Annotated in this window: 23 protein-coding genes and 1 pseudogene; 14 read left to right on the forward strand and 10 right to left on the reverse strand. The window is 60.7% G+C overall.

Annotation, left to right across the window (positions count from 1 at the left end):
• Positions 1-117 precede the first annotated feature (117 nt).
• The 7 genes from C4J93_RS01695 (at position 118) to C4J93_RS01725 (ending at position 5901) form a co-directional block, all read left to right on the forward strand.
• On the forward strand, positions 118-1779 hold the full coding sequence (locus C4J93_RS01695) for an OFA family MFS transporter (RefSeq protein ID WP_124428435.1): 1662 nt from the start codon (positions 118-120) through the stop codon (positions 1777-1779).
• A gap of 256 nt (positions 1780-2035) precedes the next feature.
• Positions 2036-2629 (forward strand): imidazoleglycerol-phosphate dehydratase HisB, encoded by a 594-nt coding sequence (gene hisB, locus C4J93_RS01700; RefSeq protein WP_003237513.1) that lies wholly within the window; start codon positions 2036-2038, stop codon positions 2627-2629.
• Positions 2629-3267, forward strand: a complete 639-nt coding sequence (gene hisH, locus C4J93_RS01705; RefSeq protein WP_124402789.1) for an imidazole glycerol phosphate synthase subunit HisH — start codon at positions 2629-2631, stop codon at positions 3265-3267. The genes hisB and hisH overlap by 1 nt, the downstream gene beginning before the upstream one ends.
• A complete protein-coding gene (locus C4J93_RS01710; RefSeq protein ID WP_005783916.1) occupies positions 3268-3525 on the forward strand; it encodes a DUF2164 domain-containing protein in 258 nt (85 codons plus the stop codon).
• A 39-nt stretch (positions 3526-3564) separates the two neighbouring features.
• Positions 3565-4302 carry a 1-(5-phosphoribosyl)-5-[(5-phosphoribosylamino)methylideneamino]imidazole-4-carboxamide isomerase gene (hisA, locus tag C4J93_RS01715; RefSeq protein ID WP_027605077.1) on the forward strand — a complete coding sequence of 246 codons (738 nt, stop codon included), beginning with the start codon at positions 3565-3567 and terminating at the stop codon, positions 4300-4302.
• A gap of 9 nt (positions 4303-4311) precedes the next feature.
• Positions 4312-5082, forward strand: coding sequence for an imidazole glycerol phosphate synthase subunit HisF (gene hisF / locus C4J93_RS01720; RefSeq protein WP_003171107.1), 771 nt, complete (start codon positions 4312-4314; stop codon positions 5080-5082).
• A 63-nt stretch (positions 5083-5145) separates the two neighbouring features.
• Entirely contained in the window at positions 5146-5901 is a 756-nt protein-coding gene (locus C4J93_RS01725; protein ID WP_124428436.1) for an ABC transporter substrate-binding protein, read from the forward strand.
• A gap of 166 nt (positions 5902-6067) precedes the next feature.
• Here the strand turns inward: C4J93_RS01725 and C4J93_RS01730 are convergent, their stop codons facing one another.
• The 4 genes from C4J93_RS01730 to gpmI all read right to left on the reverse strand — a co-directional run bounded on the left by C4J93_RS01730 (position 6068) and on the right by gpmI (position 11270).
• A complete protein-coding gene (locus C4J93_RS01730; protein ID WP_124428437.1) occupies positions 6068-6841 on the reverse strand; it encodes a divergent polysaccharide deacetylase family protein in 774 nt (257 codons plus the stop codon).
• Position 6842: 1 nt separating this feature from the next.
• Complete coding sequence (locus C4J93_RS01735) at positions 6843-8159, reverse strand: S41 family peptidase (RefSeq protein WP_124365488.1); 1317 nt, start codon at positions 8157-8159, stop codon at positions 6843-6845.
• A gap of 30 nt (positions 8160-8189) precedes the next feature.
• Positions 8190-9485, reverse strand: a complete 1296-nt coding sequence (locus tag C4J93_RS01740; RefSeq protein ID WP_124428438.1) for a murein hydrolase activator EnvC — start codon at positions 9483-9485, stop codon at positions 8190-8192.
• Between the two features lie 258 nt (positions 9486-9743).
• The gene (gene gpmI / locus C4J93_RS01745; protein WP_124369266.1) at positions 9744-11270 is read right to left on the reverse strand and encodes a 2,3-bisphosphoglycerate-independent phosphoglycerate mutase; all 1527 of its coding nucleotides are present in this window, start codon (positions 11268-11270) and stop codon (positions 9744-9746) included.
• Between the two features lie 151 nt (positions 11271-11421).
• Between gpmI and C4J93_RS01750 the strand changes: the two genes are divergently transcribed.
• The 3 genes from C4J93_RS01750 to secB are packed head-to-tail and all read left to right on the forward strand — an operon-like array spanning position 11422 to position 12605.
• On the forward strand, positions 11422-11835 hold the full coding sequence (locus C4J93_RS01750) for a rhodanese-like domain-containing protein (protein ID WP_124360862.1): 414 nt from the start codon (positions 11422-11424) through the stop codon (positions 11833-11835).
• 1 nt (position 11836) lies between these two features.
• Entirely contained in the window at positions 11837-12091 is a 255-nt protein-coding gene (grxC, locus tag C4J93_RS01755; RefSeq protein ID WP_124428439.1) for a glutaredoxin 3, read from the forward strand.
• Between the two features lie 34 nt (positions 12092-12125).
• Entirely contained in the window at positions 12126-12605 is a 480-nt protein-coding gene (secB, locus tag C4J93_RS01760; protein ID WP_012721755.1) for a protein-export chaperone SecB, read from the forward strand.
• A gap of 120 nt (positions 12606-12725) precedes the next feature.
• Here the strand turns inward: secB and C4J93_RS01765 are convergent.
• Positions 12726-13180 (reverse strand): annotated as a pseudogene (locus tag C4J93_RS01765) (tRNA (cytidine(34)-2'-O)-methyltransferase).
• Between C4J93_RS01765 and C4J93_RS01770 the strand changes: the two are divergent.
• Complete coding sequence (locus tag C4J93_RS01770; RefSeq protein ID WP_124428440.1) at positions 13179-13619, forward strand: hypothetical protein; 441 nt, start codon at positions 13179-13181, stop codon at positions 13617-13619. The pseudogene C4J93_RS01765 and the gene C4J93_RS01770 overlap by 2 nt on opposite strands.
• Positions 13620-14067: 448 nt before the next feature.
• Here C4J93_RS01770 and ntrC read toward each other — a convergent pair whose 3' ends face one another.
• The 4 genes from ntrC to glnA all read right to left on the reverse strand — a co-directional run bounded on the left by ntrC (position 14068) and on the right by glnA (position 19086).
• Entirely contained in the window at positions 14068-15504 is a 1437-nt protein-coding gene (gene ntrC, locus C4J93_RS01780) for a nitrogen regulation protein NR(I) (protein ID WP_124360865.1), read from the reverse strand.
• Positions 15501-16586: a nitrogen regulation protein NR(II) gene (gene glnL, locus C4J93_RS01785; protein ID WP_005783937.1), complete on the reverse strand. Its 1086-nt coding sequence runs from the start codon at positions 16584-16586 to the stop codon at positions 15501-15503. The genes ntrC and glnL overlap by 4 nt, the downstream gene beginning before the upstream one ends.
• Before the next feature lie 372 nt (positions 16587-16958).
• On the reverse strand, positions 16959-17495 hold the full coding sequence (locus C4J93_RS01790) for a chorismate mutase (RefSeq protein WP_124428441.1): 537 nt from the start codon (positions 17493-17495) through the stop codon (positions 16959-16961).
• Positions 17496-17679: 184 nt separating this feature from the next.
• Positions 17680-19086: a glutamate--ammonia ligase gene (gene glnA / locus C4J93_RS01795; protein WP_124360867.1), complete on the reverse strand. Its 1407-nt coding sequence runs from the start codon at positions 19084-19086 to the stop codon at positions 17680-17682.
• A gap of 334 nt (positions 19087-19420) precedes the next feature.
• On the opposite strand from glnA, the gene thiI reads away from it, so the two are divergent.
• Entirely contained in the window at positions 19421-20875 is a 1455-nt protein-coding gene (gene thiI / locus C4J93_RS01805; protein ID WP_124360869.1) for a tRNA uracil 4-sulfurtransferase ThiI, read from the forward strand.
• Between the two features lie 139 nt (positions 20876-21014).
• Positions 21015-22835 (forward strand): translational GTPase TypA, encoded by a 1821-nt coding sequence (typA, locus tag C4J93_RS01810; protein WP_124365497.1) that lies wholly within the window; start codon positions 21015-21017, stop codon positions 22833-22835.
• 174 nt (positions 22836-23009) lie between these two features.
• On the opposite strand, the gene C4J93_RS01815 is transcribed toward typA, so the two are convergent.
• Positions 23010-23444 carry a YkgJ family cysteine cluster protein gene (locus C4J93_RS01815; protein ID WP_003237464.1) on the reverse strand — a complete coding sequence of 145 codons (435 nt, stop codon included), beginning with the start codon at positions 23442-23444 and terminating at the stop codon, positions 23010-23012.
• 228 nt (positions 23445-23672) lie between these two features.
• On the opposite strand from C4J93_RS01815, the gene C4J93_RS01820 reads away from it, so the two are divergent.
• Positions 23673-26123, forward strand: coding sequence for a glycogen/starch/alpha-glucan phosphorylase (locus C4J93_RS01820; protein ID WP_124428442.1), 2451 nt, complete (start codon positions 23673-23675; stop codon positions 26121-26123).
• Positions 26124-26200 lie beyond the last annotated feature (77 nt).

Consider the following 26200-nt stretch of genomic DNA (forward strand, 5'->3'; position numbering starts at 1 on the left):
TGCGACGTATCGTCGCGCCAAAATGGAGTTTCACCCAAAAAAACGGTCACGCTTTGCGTGCAAGGCCGAGGGGGAGAGCGCCTGACGGACGCATACCAATAACTGGGGGAAACACCAATGAGCACTAGCACTGCGGCCGATATCCACGCCGCACCGCCTGCGTTCCTGTCCAAGGAACGCATTATCGCCAAGCCCGGCTTCAACCGCTGGCTGGTTCCGCCGGCCGCCCTGGCCATTCACCTGTGCATCGGCATGGCCTACGGTTTCTCGGTGTTCTGGTTGCCGCTGTCCAAGGCGCTGGGTATCACTGCGCCGGTCGCCTGTGCGCCGGACATGGGCTTCATCGCCCAGGTCTTTTCGTCTCAATGCGACTGGCCCATCTCCATGCTGGGCTGGATCTACACCCTGTTCTTCATCTTCCTGGGCTGCTCGGCAGCAATCTGGGGCGGCTGGCTGGAACACGCCGGGCCACGCAAGGCCGGTGTCGTGTCGGCACTGTGCTGGTGTGGTGGCCTGCTGATCTCGGCCTTGGGTATCTATACCCACCAGATCTGGCTGATGTGGATCGGTTCCGGGGTCATTGGCGGTATCGGCCTGGGCCTGGGTTATATCTCGCCGGTATCGACCCTGATCAAGTGGTTCCCGGACAAGCGCGGCATGGCCACCGGCATGGCGATCATGGGCTTTGGTGGCGGCGCGATGGTCGGTGCACCGCTGGCCGCAGCACTGATGGGCCACTTCGCTTCGCCGACCAGCGTGGGCGTATGGCAGAGCTTCCTGGTGATGGCGGCGATTTACTTCGTGTTCATGATCGGCGGCGCACTCTCGTATCGCGTGCCGCCGACCGGCTGGAAGCCTGAGGGCTGGACCGCGCCGGCGAAAAAAGCCAGCAACGCGATGATCACCCACCGTCATGTGCATGTGAACGTGGCGTGGAAAACCCCGCAATTCCGTCTGGTATGGCTGGTGCTGTGCCTGAACGTGTCGGCCGGCATCGGCATCCTCGGCATGGCGTCGCCACTGTTGCAGGAAGTATTCGGCGGCAAGCTGCTGGGTGTGGATGTGCCGTTTGGTCAGCTGGATGCCGGGCAACTGGCGTCGATTGCAGCCATCGCTGCAGGCTTCACCGGGTTGTTGAGCCTGTTCAACATCGGTGGCCGGTTCTTTTGGGCGTCGTTCTCCGACTACCTGGGCCGTAAAAATACCTACTTCGTGTTCTTCGCCCTGGGCTTTGCCCTGTACGCGCTGATCCCGAACCTGGGGCACCTGGGCAACGTGGCACTGTTCGTGGCGGCGTTCTGCATCATCCTGTCGATGTACGGCGGTGGTTTTGCGACGGTGCCGGCTTACCTGGCCGACCTGTTCGGTACGCAAATGGTCGGCGCGATCCATGGTCGCCTGCTGACCGCGTGGGCTGCGGCCGGCGTGCTGGGCCCGGTGTTGGTGAACTACCTGCGTGAATATCAGTTGAGCATCGGCGTCGAACGCGCTGCGGCCTACGACATCACCTTGTACATCCTCGCCGGCCTCCTGGTGCTGGGCTTTATCTGCAACCTGCTGGTGCGTCCGGTGGCCGACAAGTACTTCATGACCGACGCGGAACTTGCCGCCGAACAGGCGCTGGGCCATGACAAAGGTGCTGATGCCAGCACTTCCCTGGAGTGGAAAGCGGCTCCCGGCACCGTGCCCATGGCGATCGCCGCCTGGCTGGTGGTGGGTATTCCGCTGGCGTGGGGTGTGTGGGTGACCCTGCAGAAGACGGCGGTGTTGTTCCACTAACACTGCAAAACCCTTGTGGGAGGGGGCTTGCTCCCGATAGCGGTGTGTCAGCCCCTGTTGTGCTGGCTGATCCATTGCTATCGGGAGCAAGCCCCCTCCCACATTGGGTACTCAGCGCTTGCCAAGGCTGGGTCCCACTTGTACGCACATGTCTATCCCCGACACTCCATCAGTCTTATCCCCTCCGATGTTTCTGTTTAGCGCCCGCGCCCCTATAATGGCTGCCTTTTTCGCCCAATGATTTGCGGAGCTGGTGATGGTCGAACGTATGGCGTCCGTCGAGCGCGACACTCTGGAAACCCAGATCAAAGCCTCGATCAACCTGGATGGCACCGGAAAGGCCCGATTTGATATCGGTGTCCCTTTTCTTGAGCACATGCTGGACCAGATCGCCCGTCACGGGCTGATTGACCTGGATATCGTCAGCAAGGGCGACCTGCATATCGACGACCACCACACGGTGGAAGACGTAGGCATCACCCTCGGCCAGGCATTTGCCAAGGCCATCGGCGACAAAAAAGGCATCCGTCGCTACGGCCACGCCTATGTCCCGCTGGATGAAGCGCTGTCGCGCGTAGTCATCGACTTCTCCGGCCGCCCAGGCCTGCAGATGCACGTGCCCTACACCCGCGCCACCGTGGGGGGCTTTGATGTCGACCTGTTCCAGGAATTCTTCCAGGGTTTCGTCAACCACGCACTCGTCAGCCTGCACATCGACAACCTGCGCGGCACCAACACCCACCACCAGATCGAAACCGTGTTCAAGGCCTTCGGCCGCGCGCTGCGCATGGCCGTCGAGCTCGATGACCGCATGGCCGGGCAAATGCCGTCGACCAAGGGCGTTTTGTAATGCAGACGGTCGCGGTTATCGATTACGGCATGGGTAACCTGCACTCGGTGGCCAAGGCCCTCGAGCACGTCGGGGCCGGCAAGGTGCTGATCACCAGCGATGCCAGCGTGATTCGCGAAGCCGACCGCGTGGTGTTCCCAGGCGTGGGCGCGATTCGCGACTGCATGGCCGAGATCCGCCGTCTGGGCTTTGACAGCCTGGTGCGTGAAGTCAGCCAGGACCGCCCGTTCCTCGGCATCTGCGTAGGCATGCAAGCCTTGCTCGACAGCAGTGAAGAGAACGATGGCGTTGACTGCATCGGCCTGTTCCCAGGCCAGGTGAAGTTCTTTGGCAAGGACCTGCATGAAGACGGCGCCCACCTGAAAGTCCCGCACATGGGCTGGAACGAAGTGCGCCAGAGCATGGATCACCCGCTGTGGCACGAAGTGCCGGACATGGCGCGCTTCTACTTCGTGCACAGCTACTACATCGCCGCCGGTAAACCCGAGCAGGTGGTGGGTGGCGGGCACTACGGTGTCGACTTCGCCGCCGCGCTGGCCGACGGTTCGCGCTTTGCCGTGCAGTTCCACCCGGAGAAGAGCCATACCCATGGCCTGCAGTTGCTGCAGAACTTTGCCGCGTGGGACGGTCGCTGGTAAATGGCCAAGAAGCCCAAGCCGCCGATCTTGAACCTCACGCCCGAGCAGGAGCGTGAGGCTACCGACAAGATCAAGCGTTTCATGGAGGACCGCTTCGAGCTCAAGCTGGGCTCGTTCGAGGTCGCCGAGATTCTTGAGCTGTTCACCACCGAAGTGGCGCCGCACTATTACAACAGGGCGATTTTCGATACGCAGACGCTCCTTAAAGAAAGGTTCGAAAGCATCGAAAGCGACTTGTGGTCGCTTGAGAAACCCTGATTTCCCAAGCATTGCTGAATATCGAATAAGGTTTGCCAGATGCTGATTATCCCCGCTATCGATCTCAAGGACGGCGCCTGCGTACGTCTGCGCCAAGGCCGCATGGAAGATTCCACCGTGTTCTCCGATGACCCGGTGAGCATGGCTGCCAAATGGGTGGAAGGGGGCTGCCGTCGTCTGCATCTGGTGGACTTGAACGGTGCCTTCGAAGGCCAGCCGGTCAATGGCGAGGTGGTCACCGCCATCGCCAGGCGCTACCCGAACCTGCCGATCCAGATCGGCGGCGGCATCCGTTCCCTGGAAACCATCGAGCACTACGTCAAGGCCGGCGTGAGCTACGTGATTATCGGCACCAAGGCCGTGAAAGACCCGGCCTTCGTTGCCGAAGCCTGCCGCGCCTTCCCAGGCAAAGTGATCGTGGGCCTGGACGCCAAAGACGGCTTCGTCGCCACCGACGGCTGGGCTGAGATCAGCACTGTGCAAGTGATCGACCTGGCCAGGCAGTTCGAAGCCGACGGCGTGTCCGCTATCGTTTATACCGACATCGCCAAAGACGGCATGATGCAGGGCTGCAACGTGCCGTTCACCGCAGCGCTGGCGGCGGCGACGAAGATTCCGGTGATTGCGTCCGGTGGTATCCACAACCTGGGCGATATCAAGTCGCTGCTGGACGCCAAGGCGCCTGGCATCATCGGCGCCATCACCGGCCGCGCGATCTACGAAGGTACCCTGGACGTCGCCGAAGCCCAGGCTTACTGCGACGCCTACAACGGCTGAGGACTGACCATGGCGCTGGCCAAACGCATCATCCCTTGCCTGGACGTCGACAACGGTCGCGTGGTCAAGGGCGTCAAGTTCGAGAACATCCGGGATGCCGGCGACCCGGTGGAAATCGCCCGTCGCTACGATGAGCAAGGTGCCGACGAAATTACCTTTCTCGACATCACCGCCAGCGTCGACGGCCGCGACACCACCTTGCACACCGTCGAGCGCATGGCCAGCCAGGTGTTTATCCCGCTGACCGTGGGCGGCGGCGTGCGCACCGTGCAGGACATCCGCAACCTGCTCAATGCCGGCGCGGACAAGGTCTCGATCAACACGGCGGCGGTGTTCAACCCGGAGTTCGTCGGCGAGGCCGCGCAGCACTTCGGCTCGCAGTGCATCGTGGTTGCCATCGACGCCAAGAAAGTCTCCGGCCCTGGCGAAACCCCGCGCTGGGAGATCTTCACCCATGGCGGGCGCAAGCCCACCGGCCTGGACGCGGTGGAATGGGCGATGAAAATGGAAGGCCTGGGCGCCGGTGAAATCCTGCTGACCAGCATGGACCAGGACGGCATGAAAAACGGCTTCGACCTGGGCGTGACGCGCGCCATCAGCGACGCGCTGGGCATCCCGGTAATCGCTTCCGGCGGGGTCGGCAACCTGCAGCACCTAGCCGATGGCGTCATCGAAGGCCACGCCAGCGCGGTGCTGGCGGCGAGTATTTTCCACTTCGGCGAATACACGGTCCCCGAGGCCAAGGCCTACATGGCCGCGCGCGGTATCGTCGTTCGCTAAACGCTGGACACCATGGCAGGCTCGCGGCACTCTCTGCGCTTGCCATGGATTCCGGTAGCCTTCATGTTCAAACACCTGCTGCTCGCCCTCGCCAGTTCCTCCATGCTCATGGTGGCTACGGCACACGCCGAAGAATCGTCCGACGCCTCCCTGGTGTTACTGACGGAAAATTTCCCGCCCTACAACATGGCGAAGAACGGCAAGAATTTCGCCAAGGACGAGAACATCGAAGGCATCGCCGTGGACATCGTGCGGGAAACCTTCAAGCGCGCCGGCATTTCCTACAATCTCACGTTGCGGTTTCCTTGGGAGCGAATCTACAAACTCGCCCTGGAAAAGCCTGGCTATGGCGTGTTCGTCATGGCGCGTTTGCCGGACCGTGAAGCCTTGTTCAAATGGGTCGGGCCCATCGGCCCGGACGACTGGGTGCTGCTGGCCAAGGCTGACAGCAAGATTCAGCTCGACGGCCTTGAGCAGGCGCGCCGCTACAGGATTGGCGCCTACAAGGGTGATGCCATTGCCCTGAGCCTGGACAAGCAGGGGCTCAAGCCGATTGTCGCCTTGCGTGACCAGGATAATGCGCAAAAGCTCATGGAGGGTCAGATAGACCTGTGGGCCACCGGCGATCCTGCTGGGCGTTACCTGGCGCGGCAGGTGGGGGTGAACGGGCTCAAGACGGTGTTGCGGTTCAACAGTGCGCAGCTTTACTTGGCGTTGAACAAGGACGTGCCGGATGAATTGGTGGCCAGGCTTCAGGCCGCGCTGGATGAATTACGCAAGAGCGGCCGAGTAGACGAAATCATGGCGCGTTACCTCTAAAGGTTGCAGTTCCCATGTGCAGCGCAGGGGAATCAGCAGAATAAACGCGCTCAAAAATGTGGGAGGGGGCTTGCTCCCGATGGCGGAGTGTCAGTCAATACATTAGGGGCTGGCCCACCGCATCGGGAGCAAGCCCCCTCCCACATTGGATCTTCGCAGCCTTCATTTAGCGGTAAATGCCGTCTTTGCCGTGCCCGGCCATCGCCCGGTTACTGCGCACGCTGATCATCAACTTGATATCAATCCACTCCACGCCCTGGGCCTTGAGCTTGGGCAGCTCGCGCTCGAGTACCGCCAGCGTTTGCGGATAAGGATGCCCGATCATCACCGCCGACCCCTGCTTGTGCGCCAGCTTGATTGCGGTTTGCAACTGCGTAGTAATCGCCGCCTCGGTGCGTTCGTCATCGAGGAATACATCCCGCGAAACATGCGCCAAACCAATCTTCTGCGCCTCGGCCGCAGCCACCGTTTGTGCGCTGGTACGGCTGTCCACAAAGAACTTGTGGCGCCGTTGCAGCTCGCCCATCAACCACGCCATCGCTGCCGGCTGCGCGGTCATGCGGCTGCCCATATGGTTGTTGATGCCAGCAGTGTAGGGCACCGCCTGGAAGGCCGCGTCCAGGCGCTTGCCCAGCTCTTCGATCGACAGCTCAGGGTGCCAGGCAAACGGCCCGGTGGCCGGGTCCATGGGCATGTGCAGGATGACAATCTTGCCGGCCTTGTGGGCTTCGCGGGCGAATTCGGCGGCGTGAGGGGTGTCTGGCATGATCGCGGTGGTGACCGGCCCAGGCAGGGCCAGCACGCGACGATCCCTGGGCAGGTTTTGCCCCAGGTCGTCGATGATCAGGGTCAGGTAGGCTTTGTGCGGCTCCCCGGCCGGCGTCGCTTGGGCGAATCCGGCCAGGCTGCACAGCACGGCGATAATCAGTGCAACACGCATATCAACGGCTGCGCGTGATGCTCAGGCCCTTGAGCAGGCTCAGCGCCTGGGCCAACTGGTAGTCGTCGTCCTGCGGCATCGGCTTGGCTTTGGCGCCGCTGCCGGTCGGCTGGTCGGCCCCGCCGTTGCCATTGCCCAGGTGGCCTTGCAGATCGGCTTCCTTGTAGTACTCGCTGTCGATCTCGTTGGTGATCTTGGCCCTGCGCACTTCGATGTCCGGCACGATGCCCTGGGCCTGGATCGAGCGCCCATTGGGCGTGTAGTACAGCGCCGTGGTGATCTTCAGCGCACGTTCGTTATTGAGCGGCAGCACCGTTTGCACCGAACCTTTACCGAAGCTGGTGGTGCCCATCAGCACGCCGCGCTTCTGGTCTTGCAGGGCGCCGGCGACGATCTCCGATGCCGAGGCGCTGCCGCCGTTGATCAGCACGGCCAGCGGCACGTTCTCGCTGAGGTCGTTGCCGGTGGCCGAGAAGCGCAGCTCGGAATTGGCGATACGGCCCTTGGTGTAAACGATCAGGCCCTTGGTGATGAAGTGATCGACCACTTCCACCGCCGACTGCAACACGCCGCCTGGGTTGTTGCGCAGGTCGAGCACGATGCCGTTGAGCTTCTTGCCATTGTCCTTGCGCAACTTGGCCAGGGCCTTGGCCACTTCGTCGCCGGTCTTGACCTGGAACTGGGTGATGCGGATGTAACCGTAGCCCGACTCCAGCAACTGGCTCTTCACGCTCTTGACCGTGATGGTCGCGCGGGCCAGGGTCACGTCGAACGGGTTGCCGCCGTCGCGCACGAGGGTCAGGGTGATTTTCTGGCCGAGCTTGCCGCGCATCTTGTCGACGGCTTCGGTCATGGATTGGCCGCGGGTCGGCTGGCCGTTGATCTTGACGATCAGGTCGCCGGCCTGGATGCCGGCCTTGGACGCAGGGGTGTCGTCGATGGGCGAGACCACTTTGATCTGGCCGTCTTCGGAGCCGACTTCGATGCCCAGGCCACCGAACTCACCGCTGGTGCTTTCCTGCAGTTCGGCGAAATCTTCCGGGCCCAGGTAGGCGGAATGCGGGTCGAGGTTGCTGAGCATGCCCTTGATGGCATTTTCCAGCAGGGTCTTGTCGTCTACGGGTTCGACATAGGCTGCCTTGATCCGGTCCATGACCTCGGCAAAGGTACGCAGCTCGTCCAGCGGCAACGGCGCCTTGGTGGTCGCGGCCATAGCGGCGGGCGCAGCCGGTGCGGCCTGGTCGGCGAAAGCCAGAGGCGCGCCGATCACCAGGGCGATCGTCAGGGCCAGCGAAGTGAGGCGGGACAAATGCAGCATGTCGAACGAGCTCCTAATGTAGATGCGACCCTATCCTTGGGATCGGCACCATTGTGCGGGATCGCTCGGGCGACCCTGCTGACGAATAGCGAAGTACAGCGCCGGCGTGTCCTGGCCACCACTGTTACCGACAGTGGAGATGGATTCACCGGCTTTTACCACATCACCTGCCGACTTGAGTAACGTCTGATTGTGGCCGTAAAGGCTCAAATAGCCATTACCGTGGTCAAGAATCACCAGCAAACCGGCCCCGCGCAGCCAATCGGCAAACACCACGCGCCCGCCGTGGACGGCGTGGACCTGGCTGCCGGCAGAGGCGCTGATCATCACCCCATCCCACTTGGCGCGGGTGTCGTCGCCACGGGTTTCCCCAAAGCGTGCCAATAGTCGACCATCAACGGGCCATGGAAGTTTTCCGCGAGCTGAAGCAAAAGGCCCGCCGAACGACTCGCCGCTGCTGGAAACCAATGGGCCAGGCGCTGCATGTGCCGGCTTGCGTAGAGCCGGCGCATCGGTAGTGGCTGCCAGTTCGGCCTCACGCTGGCGCTTTTTTTCGGCTTCCTGCTGCGCGATCAACGCCTTTTGCCGCGCTTCTTCGGCCTCGCGCGCCTGGCGCGCCAGGGTTTCTTCGATAGTCTTGAGCACTTTGGCCAAATCGGCCTGGTCTTGCTCGCGCGCTTGCAGCTTGGCGTCGCGGGCTTTCACGTCGTCGTTGAGCTTGGCCAGGGCTTGCTGGCGTTCCTTGCGGACTTTATCGAGCTCGTTGCGCTGGGTGTCGAGTGCGGTTTTCTGGTCGAGCAGCTGTGCCTGCTGGTCATTGATCTCCTGCTCGACATTGGCCAACTGGCGCAGGGTTTCGTTGAAGCTCTTCAATTGCGCCAGGCGTGCCTGGCTCACGTAATCGTAATAGGTGAGGGTGCGGGCGAATTTTTCCGGGTTCTGCTGGTTGAGCAGCAGCTTGAGGTATTCCTGGCGGCCGCTCTGGTAGGCGGCGCGGGCCTGGATCGCGATCAGGCGTTGCTGCTCAACGCGTGCGCTCTGGAGTTTTTTTTTCTCAGCGTCGAGTCGCTCCAGTTCCGACTCGCTCTTCTTTAATTCTTTTTGCAGCTCCTGGACCTGCTTCTCCAGCTTGCCCATTTCGGTTTCCGTGCCGCGCAGGTCTTTCTGCACGCCGGATTTCTCTTCCTGGAGCTTGCCGAGCAGTTTTTTCAGCTCGGTAATATCCTGACGCGTAGCGTCCAACTGTTGTTGGGTTTGGGCGCGCTCATCGGCAAACGCCGGTTGGAGCAGGCAGACAAGAGCAAGGGTAATCAAGGCGCGAAGCATAGAGGCGGGCGACACCAGGGGAAAGGGACGGCCTAGTATGCCCGCCAAGCGCTGCAAAAAAAACGCCCAATTGGGGCTTGCGGGCAAGATAGGTGCCGAGTGGCGGTGGTATGGCAAAAAGATATCTAGCAAACGCTGCAAAGCTAATGTGGGAGGGGGCTTGCTCCCGATTGCGGTAGCTCAGTCACATAAGCGTCGACTGGCACACCGCTATCGGGAGCAAGCCCCCTCCCACATTGTTATGCGTTGCTGTTTAGATCAGACCAAGATCGAGGTCCCGGTCATCTCTTTTGGCTTCTCCAGACCCATCAACATCAGCATGGTCGGTGCCACATCCGCCAGTACGCCACCGTTGCGCACTTTGAAGTCGCGCTTGCCGACGTAGATGAACGGCACCGGTTCGGTGGTGTGGGCCGTATGGGCCTGGCCGGTGGATTCATCGGACATCTGCTCGCAGTTGCCGTGGTCCGCCGTGATCAGCGCTTCGCCACCGACCTTGTCCAGGGCATCGACGATGCGACCGACGCACAGGTCCAGGCATTCCACGGCCTTGACCGCCGCTTCCAGGTTGCCGCTGTGACCGACCATGTCGCCGTTGGCGTAGTTGACCACGATCACGTCGTAACGCTGATGCTCGATGGCGTCGACGATCTTGTCGGTGACTTCCGGCGCGCTCATTTCCGGCTGCAGGTCGTAGGTGGCGACTTTGGGCGAGGGGATCAGGATGCGCTCTTCGCCGGGGAACGGTTCTTCACGCCCGCCGGAGAAGAAGAAGGTCACGTGGGCATATTTTTCGGTTTCGGCGATGCGCAGTTGCGTCTTGCCGTTTTTTGCCAGGTAGTCGCCCAGCACGTTTTCCAGGCTGCCCGGAGCGAATGCCGAGGGGGCCGGGATATTGGCAGCGTATTGGGTCAGCATGACGAACTCGACGTTCGGCTGGCGTGCGCGTTCGAAGTCTTTGAAGCCGTCGTCGACAAACACATGGCTCAGCTCGCGGGCACGGTCGGCGCGGAAGTTCATGAACACCATGGCGTCGCCGTCTTCGACCTTCACCGGCTCGCCGATGGTGGTGGCCTTGACGAATTCATCGCTCTCGCCACGCGCATAGGCGGCTTCCAGGCCTTGCTGGGCGGTAGGGGCGTTGAATTCGGCCTGGCCGTCGACGATCAGGTTGTAGGCTTGGGCCACGCGGTCCCAGCGGTTGTCGCGGTCCATGGCGAAGTAGCGGCCCACGATGCTGGCGATACGGCCCTTGCCCAGGGCGGCGAAGGTGGTGTCGAGCAGTTCGATGGACGACTGCGCACTTTTGGGCGGGGTGTCGCGGCCATCGAGGAAGGCGTGCAGGTAGATTTTGTCGGCGCCGCGCTTGAAGGCCAGTTCGGCCATGGCCACCAGGTGGTCCTGATGGCTGTGCACGCCGCCATCGGACAGCAGGCCCATGAAGTGCACGGCCTTGCCGGCGGCGACGGCTTTATCCACCGCCGCGCAGATGGTTGGGTTCTCGAAGAACTCGCCATCGCGGATCGCTTTGGTCACGCGGGTGAAGTCCTGATAGACCACTCGTCCGGCGCCGAGATTCATGTGGCCGACTTCCGAGTTGCCCATCTGGCCGTCCGGCAGGCCCACATCCATGCCGGAACCGGAGATCAGGCCGTTGGGTACGGTGGCGGTGAGGCGGTCCAGCACGGGCTTGTTCGCTGCGTACACAGCGTTGTCGTGGTGGCTTTCACTGTGTCCGAAGCCATCGAGAATTATCAGGACCAAAGGTTTAGGCGTGGTAGTCATAGATCCTCTCGCGGCGGTAATAAAGGAAGACAATGGAAAAGGGAGTGGCAGTTTAAAGCGAAGTTCCAACCGCGTCACCGCTTTACGGGGGTTGGCCGCCCCTGGCGGCTGTGTATACTTACCGCCATTTTAACGCCCTGGAACCTCCTTGATGGTTGATCACCTGATTGCATTTGCCACTGCCCACTATCTGCTCGTGGGTGCCTTCGTCATCCTGCTGGCGCTGCTGATCGCTCACGAATTGAGCCGTGGTGGCCGCAGCCTGAGCACGTCGGAGCTGACCGCGCTGGTCAACAAGGATGAAGCGGTTGTCGTGGATATCCGCCCGGCCAAGGATTTCGCCGCCGGCCATATCGTCGGCGCCCTGAACATTCCCCAGGACAAGCTGATGGCGCGTCTGGGAGAGCTGGAAAAGCACAAGGCCAAGACCATCATCCTGGTCGACGCCCAGGGCCAGCATTCCGGCACTCACGCGCGTGAAATGCTCAAGGCCGGCTTCACCGCCGCCAAACTGTCCGGCGGTATCGGCAGCTGGAAGGCCGATAACCTGCCGCTGGTGAAGTGATATGAGCCAGGTTGTCGTGTATTCCAGCGATTATTGCCCTTATTGCGTGCGAGCCAAGGCTTTGCTGGGTAAGAAGGGCGTTGCCTTCGAAGAGATCAAGGTCGATGGCAAGCCCCATGTGCGCGCCGAAATGGCCCAGAAGGCAGGGCGCACGTCGGTCCCGCAGATCTGGATCGGCACCCGGCACATCGGTGGCTGCGACGACCTGTTTGCCCTTGAGCGCGCCGGTAAACTTGATGCGCTGCTGTCCGCCTAACCCCTAAAAGCCCCAAGATAGAGAAGGATCTGCGATGACTGATCAACAGAACACCGAAGCAGCAGAAGCCCAAGGCCCACAGTTTTCGCTGCAGCGCATCTATGTGCGTGACCTGTCGTTCGAAGCACCGAAAAGCCCGGCCATCTTCCGCCAGGAGTGGACCCCAAGCGTTGCGCTGGACCTGAACACCCGTCAAAAAGCCCTGGAAGGCGACTTCCACGAAGTCGTGTTGACCCTGTCGGTCACCGTCAAGAACGGCGAAGAAGTGGCCTTCATCGCTGAAGTGCAACAGGCCGGTATCTTCCTTATCCAGGGCCTGGACGAAGCGTCCATGAGCCACACCCTGGGCGCGTTCTGCCCGAATATCCTGTTCCCGTACGCCCGTGAGACCCTGGACAGCCTGGTCACCCGTGGCTCGTTCCCGGCGCTGATGCTGGCACCGGTGAACTTCGATGCCCTGTACGCTCAAGAGCTGCAGCGCATGCAACAGGAAGGTTCGTCGACGGTTCAATAAGTCGATGCGGTAAAAAATGTGGGAGGGGGCTTGCCCCCGATGGCGGTGGGTCAGCTACAGATATGCTGGCTGATATACCGCTATCGGGAGCAAGCCCCCTCCCACATTTGCTATGCGGTGTTACTTGAAGCCGAGTTGGCGCCAGCCTTCATAGACCGCCACGGCGACGGTGTTCGACAGGTTCAGGCTGCGACAGCCTTCGCGCATCGGCAAGCGCAGGCGATGGCCGTCGGGCAGGGCGTCGAGCACTTCGGCCGGCAGGCCCCGGCTCTCGGGCCGAACAGAAACGCGTCGCCCTCGGCGAAGCTGGCATCATGAAACGGCCGCGAGCCCTTGGTGGTGAATGCGAACAAGCGCGGGTGGCCCAGGCTTTCCAGGCAGCTTGCCAGGTCGGCGTGGCGCTTGAGGGTGGCGTACTCGTGGTAATCCAGCCCGGCGCGGCGCAGGCGTTTGTCGTCCATGTCGAAGCCCAGCGGCTCGATCAAATGCAGGTGGCAGCCACTGTTGGCGCACAGCCTGATAACGTTGCCGGTATTCGGCGGAATTTCTGGTTGAAAAAGGATGACGTGAAACATGCACGGCTCCGAAGGTAAAGATGCGCTGCATTCTACCCCCGAAGACGACCCGAGGCCGAAGCTATTGCCACGGGTGCTCGGCTCACTGGCGATTGTCGGCTTGATGATTGGCTTGATGATCGGTCGCTTGACCACTGCGGACCCGGTCGAGCTGCAACAGGTGGAACCTGCGGCGGACGGTTTGGTGGTGTGGTTCAACAGCGAACCCAAGCTGCACGGCGAGCATATCGACGGCACCGTGGCGCTGCTGTTCGACGCACAGGGCAAGGCCGCCAGTGGGCAACTCAAGGTCAATGACAAGGACGTGAACTGGCGCATCCGCAAGACCGACGGCGGTTTGCTGCTGAACCTGGTGGCGGCTCGGCCATTGCGAGGGGAGTGGAAGGGCGAAGAGGTCGATGACCGCTGGCGGCTGGAGATCCATCTCCACGAGCAATAAAAGAGGGAGTTCCCGGCCTGCCTGTACCAGGGCTCCCAAAACGGGGTAAAGCCTAGGGCTTCGGTGTTAAAGAGGGGATTCTCGGCCTGCCTGTACCAAGGTCCCGAAACTGGGTAGTACAAGAGTTATTGCAGGGGGCGTGCCAGAGTTTGCAATTGGCGCCATAAAACTTGCAAGAAAGCGCAAAGCCCCGGAATTCGGGGCTTTGGTGGCCTCAGCGTTGAAGAGTTTTTCAGCCGTAGCAATCTTTCGGGCGCCGGCTCCATGCCCGATGCCGGTTCATGGTGCATTGAATCGGTGCATGACTATGAGCCTTGTGAAGATCCAAATGTGGGAGGGGGCTTGCTCCCGATAGCGGTAGATCAGACACAGATGTTGTGACTGAACAACTGCTATCGGGAGCAAGCCCCCTCCCACATTGGATCTTCGGTGGATCAGAGAGCGGTGATCAGCTTTCGTCACCTTCGTCGTCGTCACCGCCGTCGACCTTCATCCCCAGCTCCTTGATCTTGCGCGTCAGGGTGTTACGCCCCCAACCCAGCAGCACGGCGGCATCGCGACGGCGGCCAGCGGTGTGCTTGAGCGCGGTCTCGATCATGATCCGCTCGAACGCCGGCACGGCGCTGTCCAGCAGGTTCGACTGGCCGCGTGCCAGGGCTTGGTCGGCCCATTGGCGCAGTGCCTGTTCCCAGTTGGTGACCGGTGCCGAATCCTGCGGCAGGCTCAGCAGTTCCGGCGGCAGGTCGCTGATGTGCACTTCGCGCCCGGAGGCCATCACCGTGATCCAGCGGCAAGTGTTCTCCAGCTGGCGTACGTTGCCGGGCCATGGCAGGTTCTTCAGGTATTCCTCGGTCTCGGTCTTGAGCAGCTTCGGCTCGACGGCCAGCTCCTGGGCGGCGCGGCTGAGGAAGTGACGGGCGAGGGTGGGAATGTCTTCGCGGCGGTCCGACATGCGCGGGATGTGGATACGGATCACGTTGAGGCGATGGAACAAGTCCTCGCGGAATTTGCCGGCGTGGACCAGGGTTTCCAGGTTCTGGTGCGTCGCCGCGATGATGCGTACATCCACCTTGACCGGCGTATGCCCGCCGACGCGATAGAACTCACCATCGGCCAGCACCCGCAGCAGGCGGGTCTGGGTATCGGCGGGCATGTCGCCGATTTCATCGAGGAACAGAGTGCCGCCGTCCGCTTGCTCAAAGCGCCCGCGCCGCAGGTTGGCCGCACCGGTGAACGCGCCTTTTTCATGGCCGAACAGCTCGGACTCCATCAAGTCTTTCGGGATAGCCGCCATATTCAACGCGATAAACGGCGACGCCGCCCGAGGGCTGTGACGGTGCAGCGCGTGGGCGACCAGCTCTTTACCGGTACCCGACTCGCCGTTGATCAGCACAGTGATGTTGGAGTGGCTCAAGCGCCCGATGGCGCGAAACACTTCCTGCATCGCCGGCGCTTCACCGATGATTTCCGGCGTGCGCGTCAGGGCCGGCGGGGCTTCCTGGTTCTGCTGTTCCTGGGCGTGCTGGTTGGCGCGCTTGACCAGCGCTACCGCCTCATCCACATCGAACGGCTTGGGCAGGTATTCGAAAGCGCCGCCCTGATACGACGCGACAGCGCTGTCCAGGTCCGAGTGCGCCGTCATGATGATCACCGGCAGGCGCGGGTGCTGTTCGCGAATCCGCGCCAGCAGGTCCAGGCCGCTGGCGCCGGGCATGCGGATATCGGAGATGATCACATCCGGCTGCTGGCGAGCCAGGCGGCTCATCACACCGTCGGCGCTGTCGAAGCTCTGGGTGGTCATGCCTTCCTGTTGCAAGGCTTTCTCCAGGACCCAGCGGATAGAACGGTCGTCATCGACGATCCAGACAGTTTCACTACGGCTCATGTCGTGGGGGCTCCTTGTTCCAATGGCAGGAAGATCGAGAACGTGGTGTGGCCGGGATGGCTCTCACATTCGATCAGGCCCTGATGCTGGCTGATGATGTTCTGGGTAATGGCCAGGCCCAGCCCGGTACCGTCCGGGCGGCCACTGACCATGGGGAAGAAGATGGTTTCCTGCAATTCCGCAGGAATGCCCGGGCCGTTGTCGATGATTTCGACCTTGGTCACCAGGCGATGGCGCACATGGCCGATGGTGAACTGGCGCAGGGCGCGGGTGCGCAGGCTGATGCGGCCCAGGCGCAACTCGTTCTGGCTGCTGATGGCCTGCATGGCGTTGCGCACGATATTGAGCACCGCCTGGATCATCTGCTCGCGGTCGATCAAGACATCGGGGATGCTGGGGTCATAGTCGCGCACCAGGGTGATGCAGCCCTGGCTTTCGGCCTCGACCAGCTGGCAGACGCGCTCCAGCACTTCGTGCACGTTGGTCATCGCCAGCGACGGCAGCTTGTTGGAGCCGAGCATGCGGTCCACCAGGTTGCGCAGGCGGTCGGCCTCTTCGATGATGACGTTGGTGTAGTCCTTGAGATGCTCCTCCGGCAGCTCGCGGGCCAGCAACTGCGCCGCGCCACGAATGCCGCCCAGCGGGTTCTTGATCTCGTGGGCCAGGCCGCGCACCAGCATCTTGCTGGTTTCCTGCTTGGACAGCTGCGCCTCCTCCTTGGTGATGCGCAGCAGGCGGTCGCGGGGGTGCACTTCGAGCAGCAGCAGCGTCGCGCCATTGCTCAGGATCGGCGTCACCGCGTAGTCGACAGTCAGCGTCTGCCCGGTCAGGGCGGTGAGCATCGCTTCGCGCTTGGTGAACGGGTGTGCCTGCTCCACGGCCTGGCGCAACGAGCTCAAGGCCTCGGCCGACTCGGTGAACAATTCGCTGATGAACTGCCCATGGCTGCGCTGGCCGCTGATAGCCAGGAGCATCTCCGCCGCCGGGTTCATGTACTCAAGGCGCAGGTCGGCGTTGAGCAGGATGGTCGCAGTAGTCAGGTTGTCGAGTAACAAACGGTGCAGTGCATCACTGATGGTCATCAGGACCTCTTTTGGAGCAAGGCGCAGGCTTGAGGCACACGCTGATACAAGGAAAATGCAAAAACCAAACCAAGGCTCCGAAAAGAAGCGTTAAAGCCCTGAAATAAGGAGTTCAGGCGCGAAACTGTGGCGTTCTGCCAGCTTGTTCGGGAAGAATCGAACCAAAATGGGCTGCGCTGGTGGGGTGGGTGCAACCTGTCGCACCAATATAGTGCGTTTTGAGAAAGTCTGTTCAGGAAGCTGAATGCACCCAAATCCAATGTGGGAGGGGGCTTGCTCCCGATAGCGGTGTATCAGCTGTTAAATATGCTGACTGACACTCTGCTATCGGGAGCAAGCCCCCTCCCACAGTTTTGATTGGGTTTGCACGCGTTAACCTTTGTAAACGCACAGCTCCGCGGTGGCGCGGATCATCGCCAGTTGGCGTAGCGGGTCATTCAGTGGCTCATGCACTGCCTCGGCAAGCCATTGCGGGCATTGAGGGTCTGTGCGCAGGGGTGTGAAGTCGGCCAACTGTTGCAGCAGGCGTTTTTGCAGCTCATCCAATCGCGGGCGAATCTGCTTGACCAAGTCCGGACGCGGATCGTCGGGGGCCTTGCCCTGGAATTGCCAGTCGGACAAATGGGTGTACTGCACCAGTTTGTTTGCCTCGATCTGCGCCGCGAAGAATTGCTCGGCAGAGGCGGGGTCCAGTTTGTAGCTCGGTGCTTGGGCGACGACGCTGGCGATCACTTCCTGCTCGCGCTTTTTATCTTCCACGGGCTTATGGCTGTCCCATTTGCTCAAGGCTACCTGGTCGGCGATCTCCAGGCGCTCGGCGATGCTGTTGAGCAGTGGCTCAAGGGTAGGCGGGGCGGCGCAAGCACCGGCACTGACGAACATCAAGGCAAATACGAATCGAGATTTCAAAGGCGATCCCCTGTAGGAGCGAGCTTGCTCGCGAAGGTCGTTAACGATAGCGCGTAAATGTTGAAGAAATGAGGTGTCTTTGCGTTTTTCGCGAGCAAGCTCGCTCCTACAAAAAATTGCGCAAAAAAAGACCTCCCGAAGGAGGCCCTTTTTCAATCACGCTACATCAAGCAGCGCTACCGGATCAGCAGCTGTAGTACAGCTCGTATTCCAGTGGGTGTACGAAGGTACGAACCTTGATTTCTTCTTCGCTTTTCAACTCGATGTAGGCATCGATGAAGTCGTCGCTGAACACGCCGCCTTTGGTCAGGAACGCACGGCCCTTGTCCAGCTCTTCCAGGGCTTCTTTCAGGCTGCCGCACACTTGTGGGATCTCTTTGGCCTCTTCAGGCGGCAGGTCGTACAAGTTTTTGTCGGCGGCGTCGCCAGGGTGGATCTTGTTCTGGATGCCGTCCAGGCCAGCCATGACCAGGGCTGCGAAAGCCAGGTATGGGTTGGCTGCCGGGTCCGGGAAGCGGGCTTCGATACGACGAGCGCGCGGGCTGGACACGTAAGGGATACGGATAGAGGCGGAACGGTTACGGGCCGAGTAGGCCAGCATCACCGGCGCTTCGAAGCCTGGAACCAGACGCTTGTAGGAGTTGGTCGACGGGTTGGTGAAGCCGTTCAGGGCCTTACCGTGCTTGATGATACCGCCGATGAAGTACAGGGCGGTGTCGGACAGGCCGGCATAACCTTCGCCGGCGAAGGTGTTCTTGCCTTCTTTGGCGATGGACAAGTGAACGTGCATACCCGAACCGTTATCGCCGTACAGCGGCTTAGGCATGAAGGTAGCGGTACGGCCGTAGGCATCAGCCACGTTGTGTACGCAGTACTTCAGGGTCTGGACTTCGTCAGCCTTGGCGACCAGGGTGTTGAACTTCACACCGATTTCGTTCTGGCCGGCAGTCGCCACTTCGTGGTGGTGAACTTCGATGACCAGGCCCATTTCTTCCATGGCGTTGCACATGGAGGTACGGATTTCGTGGTCGTGGTCGAACGGCGGAACAGGGAAGTAGCCACCTTTGATGCCTGGACGGTGGCCTTTGTTGCCGCCTTCCACGTCCTGGTCGGACATCCACGAGCCTTGTTCGGAGTAGATCTTGAACATGGAGCCGGAGATGTCGGACTTGAACTTGACCGAATCGAAGATGAAGAATTCTGGCTCAGGGCCTACGAATACGGTGTCGCCGATACCGGTCGACTTCAGGTATTCCTCGGCACGCTTGGCGATCGCACGTGGGTCGCGGTCGTAGCCTTGCATGGTCGAAGGCTCGATCACGTCGCAGACGATGATCAGGGTTGGGTCTTCGGTGAACGGGTCGAGGACGGCAGTGCTGTCGTCCGGCATCAGGATCATGTCGGAGGCTTCGATGCCTTTCCAGCCGGCGATGGAGGAACCGTCGAACATCTTGCCTTCTTCGAAGAAAGCATCATCCAGCGCGTCGCGAGCCGGCATGGTCACGTGGTGCTGAGTACCTTTGGTGTCCGTGAAGCGCAGATCAATCCATTTAACGTCATGATCTTTGATGAGTTGAACCGACTTCGACATGGTGTCCTCCGGGTGGCTTCGGGCTAGGGTAGTGGAGTTAGCCCTTAGAATTTGGGTGATGCCGGCGCGGATACTCCGCCAAGGCAACCTGCCTCACAAGAGAGCAAATTGCATGCCAGTGCGCCAACATGGTCTTTTTGCGTCAAAATGGCCCCTATAACGGTGCAATTGGCCAAAGCGCGGTAAATAGCGCACTGCAATGTAGCGCTAACGGGCGAAAATGACCCGTTTTGGTGCGTAGCGAATGCGCTGCATATTAACTGGTTAAACCTTGAGCGATTTCCGCTATAATCCGCGCCCCCCTTTTTCAGCAGGCCCGGCGCGCGCTGTTTCCATGAAATTAATCGTTAAAGTCTTCCCCGAGATCACCATCAAGAGCCGACCGGTACGGACGCGTTTCATCCGTCAATTGGCCAAGAACATCCGTGCCGTGCTCCGTGACCTGGACCCGGCTGTGGTGGTGAATGGCGTGTGGGACAACCTCGAGCTGGAAACCCGCCTGACCGACGCCAAAGCCTTGAAGGACATGACCGAGCGCCTGAGCTGCATGCCGGGTATCGCGCATTTCCTGCAGGTGGATGAGTACCCGCTGGGCGACTTCGACGACATCACCGAGAAGTGCAAACAGCACTTCGGTGACGCGCTGGCCGGCAAGATCTTTTCGGTGCGCTGCAAGCGTGCCGGCAAGCATCCGTTCAGCTCCATGGATGTGGAAAAATACGTCGGCAGCAAGCTGCGTCGCGAGTGCGGCGCCGCCGGAATTTCCCTGAAAGCACCGCAAATTGAAGTGCGCATGGAAATTCGCGACAAACGGTTGTTCGTGATCCACAGCCAGCACAACAGCATCGGCGGCTACCCGCTGGGTGCCCTGGAACAGACCCTGGTATTGATGTCCGGCGGTTTCGATTCGACGGTGGCGGCCTACCAGATCATGCGTCGCGGCCTGATGAGCCACTTCTGCTTCTTCAATCTGGGCGGGCGTGCACACGAATTGGGCGTGATGGAAGTCGCGCACTTTATCTGGAAGAAGTACGGCAGCTCCCAACGCGTGCTATTTGTGAGCGTACCGTTCGAGGAAGTGCTGGGCGAAATTCTCGGCAAAGTCGATAACGGTCATATGGGCGTCGTATTGAAGCGTATGATGTTGCGCGCGGCGTCGCGGATTGCCGATCGGTTGCAGATCGACGCGCTGGTGACCGGTGAAGCGATCTCTCAGGTATCCAGCCAGACGCTGCCAAACCTGTCGATCATCGACTGCGTCACCGAGAAACTGGTGTTGCGCCCGCTGATCGCCAGCCACAAGCAGGACATCATCGATCAGGCAGAGCAGATCGGCACCGCCGACTTTGCCAAGCATATGCCTGAGTATTGCGGGGTCATCTCGGTGAACCCCAAGACCCACGCCAAGCGCAACCGCGTGGAGTATGAAGAACAACAGTTCGACATGGCGATTCTGGAGCGAGCGCTCGAGAACGCCAAACTGGTCCCGATCGATCGCGTCATCGACGAGCTGGGCCAGGATGTGCAGATCGAAGAAGTCAGCGAAGCCCTGGCCGGCCAGATCATCGTCGACATCCGTCACCCGGATGCCGCCGAGGATGAGCCGCTGGAAATTCCTGGCATCGACGTACAAACGCTGCCGTTTTATGCATTGAACGCGCGTTTCAAGGAACTGGATGACAGCCGTCAGTACCTGCTGTATTGCGACAAAGGCGTGATGAGTCGCCTGCATGCCCACCATTTGCTCAGTGAGGGGCATGCCAATGTGCGCGTTTATCGACCGAGCTAAGAGCCCGGGGCTGTTTGCCTGTGGCCTGCGTCACCGGCCCCCCGACTCTGCCGTCAAGCTGTAACGGCAAGGCCTGACTCTACTGTAAATCGCTGCCACGACCTGTCAGCACACCGAATCCTCTGATCGAGATACACAAGTGATCGAAAATCTACGTAACATCGCCATCATTGCTCACGTTGACCATGGTAAAACCACCCTGGTAGACAAACTCTTGCGTCAATCCGGCACCCTGGAGCGCAACGAGCTCAACGACGAGCGCGTGATGGACTCCAACGACCAGGAAAAAGAGCGCGGTATTACCATCCTGGCAAAAAACACCGCAATCAACTGGAACGGCTACCACATCAACATCGTGGACACCCCGGGCCACGCCGACTTCGGCGGCGAAGTAGAACGCGTAATGTCGATGGTTGACTCCGTTCTGCTGCTGGTTGACGCTCAAGACGGCCCTATGCCGCAAACCCGTTTCGTGACCAAGAAGGCCTTCGAAGCCGGCCTGCGTCCGATCGTGTGCATCAACAAGGTTGACCGTCCAGGCGCGCGTCCGGACTGGGTTCTGGACCAGATCTTCGACCTGTTCGACAACCTGGGTGCCACCGAAGAGCAGCTTGATTTCCAAGTGATCTACGCCTCGGCCCTGAACGGTATTGCCGGTCTGGAACACACCGCCATGGCGGAAGACATGACCCCGCTGTACCAGGCCATCGTTGACCACGTTCCACCACCGAAGGTTGACCGTGAAGGCCCGTTCCAGATGCAAATCTCGGCACTGGACTACAACAGCTTCCTGGGTGTTATCGGCGTTGGCCGTATCGCCCGTGGCAGCGTCAAGCCGAACACCCCGGTTGTCGCGATCGGCGCCGACGGCAAGAAGCGTAACGGCCGTATCCTGAAGCTGATGGGCCACCACGGCCTGCACCGTATCGACGTTGAAGAAGCCTTCGCCGGCGACATCGTGTGCGTCAGCGGCATGGACTCGCTGTTCATCTCCGACACCCTGTGCCAGCCGGACACCGTCGAGGCGATGAAGCCTCTGACCGTTGACGAGCCAACCGTTTCCATGACCTTCCAGGTCAACGACTCGCCGTTCTGCGGTAAAGAAGGCAAGTTCGTGACCTCCCGTAACATCAAGGAGCGTCTGGACAAAGAGCTGCTGTACAACGTTGCCCTGCGCGTTGAAGAAGGCGACTCGGCCGACAAGTTCAAGGTCTCCGGCCGTGGTGAGCTGCACCTCTCGGTACTGATCGAAACCATGCGTCGCGAAGGCTTCGAAATGGGTGTTGGTCGTCCGGAAGTGATCATCCGTACCGTTGACGGCGTGAAGCAGGAACCGTTCGAAAACGTCACCATCGACACCCCGGAAGAATCCCAGGGCAAGGTGATGGAAGAGATGGGCCTGCGTAAGGGCGACCTGACCAACATGGTGCCGGATGGCAAAGGCCGTGTGCGTCTGGAATACAACATCCCTGCTCGCGGTCTGATCGGTTTCCGTAACCAGTTCCTGACCCTGACCAACGGTGCTGGCATCCTGACCTCGATCTTCGATCGCTACGACACCATGAAGTCCGGCGACATGTCCGGCCGTCAGAACGGTGTTCTGGTATCGGTAGAAACCGGCAAGGCGCTGACCTACTCCCTGGAAACCCTCCAGGCACGTGGCAAGCTGTTCGTTGAACACGGTCAAGAGATCTACAACGGCCAGATCGTTGGTCTGAACAGCCGTGACAACGACATGGGCGTCAACCCAACCAAAGGCAAGAAGCTCGACAACATGCGTGCTTCGGGTAAAGACGAAACCATCGCTCTGGTTCCACCGGTGAAGTTCACCCTGGAACAGGCCCTGGAATTCATCCAGGACGACGAGCTGTGTGAAGTCACGCCTAAGTCGATCCGCCTGCGTAAGAAGATCCTGGACGAAGGCGAGCGCACCCGCGCTGCCAAGAAAGCCAAGAACTGAGTTAACTCAGGCTGAATAAAAACGCCCCCGGTCGAAAGGCCGGGGGCGTTTTTTTATGTCTGATCGTTCCCACGCTCTGCGTGGGAATGCCTCTGGGGACGCTCTGCGCCCGCCCTTAAGAGCGGACGCGGAGCGTCCAGGGCTGCGTTCCCACGCGGAGCGTGGGAACGATCATCAGAACTTGTCGAGCGTCTTGAAATTAGTCTCGCGCACCACTTCCTTGGGCTTGTACGCGCAATACCCCGGCCGCGGCCCGATTTTCGGGTGGTTGCGGCAGGTATCCGGGCGCTTGTCATAAATAGTGCAAAAGCGCGTCTTACGATCCAGGTACAGGCAGTCGTTGTTGCTCATGCGCTGCAAGGTAAAAATTTCGGATTTGGAATTGAAGCGCTCGACGATGCCTTCCTTCTGCAAACGCTTGGCGATGTTCTTCGGCGGGTCGCCGCGCTCGAACTCATCGACGATGCCGATGCGGATCAGGTCCTTGATCTTCACTTCGACCGGCAGCGTGCAGCAGCTGGACACGCAGCCACCGCACATGTGGGCGGAATATTTCTGCCAGGTCTCGAGACGGTCGAGTTCCGCGGCGGCGATCAGTTGAGGCTTCATCAGGGTTCCAAAAGGTGGGGCTGTATCCGGGCGCGCGATCATACCGGGGTTGGTGGTTTTTTGAACAACCTTTTCAGAGTTTCTGCGCGAACGGCGATCAGGCACGACCTCTGCATCAAATTCATGCAACGCGCAATGAGTTAAAAAACTGACGAACCAGAGCGTCCACCGTCTGTCAGACCGTCTAGGCTCTAGCAACTCCTTCTATCTCGCCCGAGGTCGCAATTGATGTCTCAGGAACCACTTGCACGAGAAGCAGAGGTAGCCGCATTTCGCGATGCTGTCTTGACCAAACTCACCTACGCGGTGGGCAAGGACCCGGATCACGCCTTCGACCACGACTGGTTCGAAGCCATTGCCCTGGCCGCCCGCGACCAGATGGTCGACCACTGGATGGACCATACGCGGCGCATCTACCGCAAAGGCCAGAAACGGGTTTATTACCTCTCGCTGGAATTTCTCATCGGCCGCTTGCTCTACGACAGTCTGAGCAACCTCGGCGTGCTGGAAATCGCGCGCGAAGCGCTGTCCGAGCTGGGCGTCGACCTTGAGCGCATTCGCCTGCTCGAACCCGACGCGGCGCTTGGCAACGGTGGCCTGGGGCGCTTGGCCGCCTGCTTTATGGAAAGCATGTCGACCCTGGGCATTGCCGGCCACGGTTATGGCATTCGTTACGAACATGGCTTGTTCCGCCAGGCGATTGTCGATGGCTGGCAGCAGGAGCAGACCGAACGCTGGCTGGATTTCGGCAACCCGTGGGAGTTCGAGCGCGCCGAGGTGATTTACCCGATCGGCTTTGGCGGCAGCGTCGAAACCCTGCCGGACGCCTCCGGTAAGCTGATCCAGGTGTGGACGCCCAGCGAAACAGTACGTGCCGTTGCCTACGACACCCCGGTGGTCGGTTGGCGGGGTGCCAGCGTCAATACCCTGCGCCTGTGGCGAGCCCGTGCGGTGGAAGACCTGCACCTGGAACGCTTCAACGCCGGTGACCACTTGGGCGCCGTGGCCGAGGTGGCCCGCGCCGAAAGCATTTCCCGGGTGCTCTACCCGGCCGACAGCACCGAAGCGGGGCAGGAACTGCGCCTGCGCCAGGAATACTTCTTCGTTTCCGCCTCGTTGCAAGACTTGCTGCGCCGCCACAAAAACATGCATGGCTCGGTGCTGAGCCTGGGCGAACACGCCGCCATTCAACTCAACGATACCCACCCGTCCATCGCCGTGGCCGAGTTGATGCGCCAGTTGGTCGACCTGCACGACATTCCGTGGGAAGCGGCGTGGGACGTCACTGTCGAAACGCTTTCCTACACCAACCACACCTTGCTGCCCGAGGCATTGGAAACCTGGCCGGTCGGTTTGATGGAGCGCATGCTGCCCCGGCATATGCAGATCATCTACCTGATCAACGCCCAGCATATCGACTCGCTGCGCGCCAAGGGCATTCACGACTTTGACGTGCTGCGCGCCGTGTCGTTGATTGAAGAAGACAACGGCCGCCGTGTACGCATGGGCAACCTGGCGTTCCTCGGTTCCCACAGTGTCAATGGCGTGTCCGGCCTGCACACCCAACTGATGCGCAGCACGGTGTTTTCCGAACTGCATAAGCTCTACCCTGAGCGCATCAACAACAAAACCAACGGCATCACCTTCCGCCGCTGGCTGTACCAGGCCAACCCCCAGCTCACCGATATGCTGGTGAAAGCGCTGGGTGCTGACATTCTCGACAACATGGAAACACGCCTGGGCGAGCTGGAAACCTTCGCTGAGAAACAGACCTTCCGCAAAGCCTTCGCCGACCAGCGCCTGCACAGCAAGCGGGCGCTGGCCGAGATCATCCATGAGCGCCTGGGCATTTCGGTGAACCCGGCGGCGATGTTCGACGTGCAGGTCAAGCGGATCCACGAGTACAAGCGCCAGTTGCTCAACCTGCTGCACACCGTGGCGCTGTATCAGGCGATCCGGGCCGAGCCGGAGGTCGATTGGGTGCCTCGGGTGAAAATCTTCGCCGGCAAGGCGGCGGCGAGTTATCACCAGGCCAAGCTGATCATCAAGCTGACCAACGACATCGCCCGCACCGTCAACAACGACCCGACCGTACGCGGCCTGCTCAAGGTGGTGTTCCTGCCCAACTACAACGTCAGCCTGGCGGAAAGCATCATCCCAGCGGCGGATTTGTCGGAGCAGATTTCTACCGCCGGTTTCGAGGCGTCGGGCACCAGTAACATGAAGTTCGGCCTCAACGGTGCGCTGACCATCGGCACCATGGACGGCGCCAACGTGGAGATGCACGAGCGGGTGGGCGCCGAGCACATGTTCATCTTCGGCCTCAGTGCCCAGCAGGTCGAAGGCCGCAAGCACACCGGTGAGTTCAACGCCGGGCCGGAAATCGCCGCCTCCCATCGCTTGAGCGATGTGCTGCAGGCGATCCGTGGCGGGGTGTTCTCGCCGGATGATCCGGGCCGGTACGTGGGCTTGGTCGATGGGCTGATCGAGTACGACCGCTTCCTGGTGTGTGCCGACTTCGACTCCTACTGGGACGCCCAGGCGCGGGTCGAGGCGCACTGGCATGACTCCAAGGCCTGGTGGCGCTCGGCGGTGCTCAATACGGCGCGGATGGGCTGGTTCAGCTCGGACCGCACCATTCGCGAATACGCCACCGAAATCTGGAAAGCCCTCGACTAAACACCGCAGTACAAGATGTGGAAGGGGGCTTGCTCCCGATAACGGTCTACCAGTTAACAGATATGTCGACTGGAACA

This window comes from Pseudomonas sp. R2-37-08W (assembly GCF_003851705.1).
Lineage (GTDB): Bacteria > Pseudomonadota > Gammaproteobacteria > Pseudomonadales > Pseudomonadaceae > Aquipseudomonas.